The organism is Streptomyces sp. NPDC059866 (genome assembly GCF_042731325.1).
In the GTDB taxonomy this organism is placed as follows: domain Bacteria; phylum Actinomycetota; class Actinomycetes; order Streptomycetales; family Streptomycetaceae; genus Streptomyces; species Streptomyces flavusporus.
Map to the genome: position 1 here is coordinate 1 of NZ_JBHWJT010000110.1, position 3835 is coordinate 3835.

At 65.6% G+C, this 3835-nt stretch carries 4 protein-coding genes; 2 read left to right on the top strand and 2 right to left on the bottom strand.

All coding sequences use genetic code 11. From position 1 onward, the window contains the following. Positions 1 to 413: transposase (locus tag ACFV7R_RS46785; protein ID WP_385276860.1), on the bottom strand; the 413-nt coding region annotated here is incomplete at its 3' end. Positions 414 to 807: 394 nt separating this feature from the next. Between ACFV7R_RS46785 and ACFV7R_RS46790 the strand changes: the two genes are divergently transcribed. Next, positions 808 to 1416, top strand: coding sequence for an FG-GAP repeat domain-containing protein (locus ACFV7R_RS46790; RefSeq protein ID WP_385276852.1), 609 nt, complete (start codon positions 808 to 810; stop codon positions 1414 to 1416). A gap of 241 nt (positions 1417 to 1657) precedes the next feature. On the opposite strand, the gene ACFV7R_RS46795 is transcribed toward ACFV7R_RS46790, so the two are convergent. Further along, on the bottom strand, positions 1658 to 2062 hold the full coding sequence (locus tag ACFV7R_RS46795) for a hypothetical protein (RefSeq protein WP_385276855.1): 405 nt from the start codon (positions 2060 to 2062) through the stop codon (positions 1658 to 1660). Between the two features lie 626 nt (positions 2063 to 2688). Between ACFV7R_RS46795 and ACFV7R_RS46800 the strand changes: the two genes are divergently transcribed. Further along, entirely contained in the window at positions 2689 to 3579 is an 891-nt protein-coding gene (locus ACFV7R_RS46800) for a hypothetical protein (RefSeq protein WP_385276857.1), read from the top strand. The last annotated feature ends 256 nt before the right edge of the window (positions 3580 to 3835 follow it).

Genomic DNA, 3835 nt, shown 5'->3' on the forward strand with positions numbered 1-3835 from the left:
GAGCACGAGCCGCAACGCGGCCTGACGGACACGAGGTCATATCTCAGACTCCCACCAACACCCCTCTGCCGAGCACTAATTGAAATACGGGCCCCGGCCGTGCCGGTGTACTGGCGCTGGACCCCGACGGTGTGGGCGCCCTTCTTCAGGTCACCGGTCTCGTCGACGACCAGCACCGCGGCATCGTCGTGGAGATGCTCGACGACGTATTCGCGCACGTCGTCGCGGACGGCATCGGCATCCCAGACGGCCCGGCACAGCAGGTGCTGCATGCCGTGCGGGCTGCCCTCCCCGGCCCACTCCGCGATGGTCCAGCAATTCTTGCGCGGCAGGTCCGACAGAAGACCCAGTACCAACCGCCCGGCCCGCAGGCGGGATTCGTACCGGGCGAACCGGCCCGCGATCCGGCCCATGGCCGCCTCGAACGCCTCCCGCCACCGGGCGGGATCTATGCTGTGACCTGCGGCCACCGTCTCGTCGTTTGTCCACACAACTCACGATGATCAATGGTGGCCGTACCGGGCGGGTGGGAGTCGGGGACGGCAGGGCTCGTCCTGAAACGGCGGATGGGCCGGATTGGTTAACCCCGCGAGAATTCACGGCGTACCCCAGGGCAACCCCTTCGCCCCACGGTGAGTCGTACTGGGCGGCGTGGCTGAGGACCTTGACCTTCTGCCGTTCTCATCCCCGTCAACCGCCTTCCAGATTCCCGGAGTCGACGTGAGCGAAGCTGTTGAGCGCAGGACGCGGCGTGCTCCTGGCCGCCAACAGCCCTGGCGCGCTGTTGCGATCGCGGTCGTCCTTGGCGTGGGCGCTGCACTGGTCTTCGCCGCCGTCGCGGTCGTACCCACCACGACGACCGTCAACCCCGGCGCCAAGGGCCTGTGGGACGACTACAACGGTGACGGCTACCCCGACCTCGCGATCAGCGCCCCGCAAACCAGGTCCCCCGCAGGACCGAACGTCGGCGCCGTGCGGGTCCTGTACGGCTCGGCCGGCGGTCCGGCTACCCCACGCCTGCAGGTGCTGGACGCCTCGCAGGAGTACACCGAGTCGCCGCAGCAAGGGTACGGCAGCGCCCTGCGCAGCGGCGACCTCGACGGTGACGGGTATGCCGACCTGTTGTCGTTCGTCCGCTGGGCGCCGGTCGACGGCGATCCGGGCCACAACGTCACCGTCAACTGGGGCGGACCCACAGGCCTGTCCACGCAGCGCACGCTCCTGCTGTACCTGCCCGAGGCGACGTGGACGACCGGCTTCACCGTCCGGTACATCGACGGCGACAAGCACCTGGACGTGGTGACGCGGGGCAACGACGACGGCGTTCCTCGCCGGGACGGTGCCGTACGGTACGGGCCCTTCACCCGAGACGGCGCGGCCTCGGGTGAAGATCACGATCTACAGCTGGAGTACTAGGGACAGCCGCGGGCGATTCACCAAGACCGGGATACCGATCTGGCTCGGCATCGTGGTGGTCATCGTGTTGTTGTACGCCTACGCCCGTTAGCAACGGGTGGGGCACAAGCGGACCAGAACTCGCACCACAACCGCACCAGATCGGGCGGGGAACAGCGGGGAATCACGGTGAAAAGAGCCATCACCCGAGCCACTTCAGGCGGAGGGGTAGCGCGGCCACACACCGAACTGCAACGGGCGACTAGCCTGCGGAACAGAGGCCGTCGTTCGGGCAGAACACAACCCCCGTGTAATTGTAGCCAGCCCGTATGATCACGGGATTCGGGTCGGGGGGGATGTTGACGTATGAACCCGCGTCAGCTGTAGCGCTGAAGTGGACCGTCGTCCCGATTGGGAAGCTCGCAGTGCAGGTGCCTGTCGGGTCAGGCGCCGGGTCACCGCCGTACGGATCCCACGCCAAAATGTGGCAGTTGATCCCGGCGGGGTTGCTGGTGATGGTTCCGCCACCCCAGCCGTCACTGACGTACGCGTTCAGTTGCGCGGTGGACTGAGCCTGAGCCGGGGCGACGAAGCCGATCGCGGCGGCCGTGGCGAGTGCGGTGATGACTCCCGTCGCGCGCCAGGCGCGGTTTCGGTACTTACTCATGGGCGGTCCCTCTGATCGAACCGACCCCCTGCGACTAGGCTATTCGCCCCCTTGGGGACCCACAAACCGGGCAGGTTTGCCGTCACCGCCGGCGGTTGCTTTCGACGGCCGCAGACACTGTGTTTACGGAGACCGGGTTGCCCGGAGGTGCCTTCGATACGCCTTCGCCGACGCGCCCCTGTCGAGCCGCGCTGATGTGAGTCATGCGGGCAACTTAGTCGTGCCCTACGACACCACCGCATAGTCGGTGAGTGTCTTACTGTGTGACAACGCCCGCGCACAGCGGCGGACACCCACGGACGCCCATGGACGGACGCCGCAGGTGAGCAGCGCCCGGGCCCAAGGTGGAGTGCCTACTCAAGTTGCTTCGGGACGAAGAGGTCGCGTGCCACAGCCGTGCCAGATGCAGGGGTCAGCCACGGTCAACACGGGTGCCTGGCGGGCGCGCCCCTGCCCGGTAGCTCCACCAACAGAGCTGCAGGTCACCGGCAAGACGGACCAGCCTCTCTCCTGAAGCGGTGTTGCAGGGCGGGGTGAACAGAGGTTTCCTTGACGCGCCGACCATAATCACCCGAGCCAATGCAGAGCCGCCCTGAAGTCGTTCCCCCGACCCAAGGCGTGCGGCCATGCCCTTCATCTGCGACACCATGAGCACCATGGACCTTGAGGGGATAAGCGCGCTGTCCGCCGCCGTCGTAGCGCTCCTCGGGATTCCCGCGAGCATGCTCATCGGCCGATGGCAGACGAAGGCAGCCTTGCGTACGGCGGAGGCCACCAGCGAGGCAGGGCTGGCTCAAGCCGAGTCTGCATACCGTGCGGCGTTGGACGCTGTTCGTGCCGAGGCGAACGCTGCTCATCTGCAGTGGCGTCGTGGGATCCAACGGGGCGCTTACGCCTCCTTCCTCCTTGCTGCGAATCGCGTAATGGAGCTGGGTGAGCGATTCGTCATGGATAACGAGGAAGATCTATCAGCGGAGAACATCAAGGCCGGGAAGGCTGCTATTGACGACGCTCTCGCGACTCTTAAGGCAACCCAAACGATCATCGAACTAGAAGGGTCTGATGACGTAGCCGCCCCCGCTGCGGGCATGACCAATGCGGCTCAGACGATGGGCTATTACCTCGGCAAGCAGGCCATTTACGAGAGAGCGTGGGGCAAACTCGGCCGAATAATGGATGACCAGTCGTCAGAGGTGAGCGCTACTGCTGTAGCCCTCATGCAAGCGCTGGCTGACCTGGGCCGCCTTCGCTCCACTGTCTCCTCAAGAGCTGATGAGCCGAATGGACAGGGTTCTCATGATGCCCGAGCAGCAGAACGGTCTTGCCGTGAGGCCTGGAGCGCACTGCCGCACGGTGCTCTGGACGACGAGGAGTTCAGAGCCCTCCTAGAGGGTTGGTGGTCTCGTCCTCCAACTTCTAGCAGCCCATACCTCGATGCCGTTCGTCAATTCGGTGAGGAAGAAATACGCTTCGTCCGTGCGGCCAAGATCGAGCTGCATGGTCAAGCCACTCCGTAAGGCCCGTCGCCCTGGCTTGCCTACCTTGTTTCCTTTGGGCCTGCGTCGGTGGCAGAGGCCACCGGGTACGTCACGCACTTCCTCCTGCCGGCGATGGGCCTCGGCCTTGACATGTTCGTACGCCGTGGCAAGCATCTCCGGTGCGGAGTGGCGTTGCACCAGCAGCTTCCCAAGCTGAGAGCGCGAGTTCGATTCTCGTTACCCGCTCCACGACGAAGCCCGGGCCGGACGCCCGGGCCTTTGCTGTCCTCGGTGA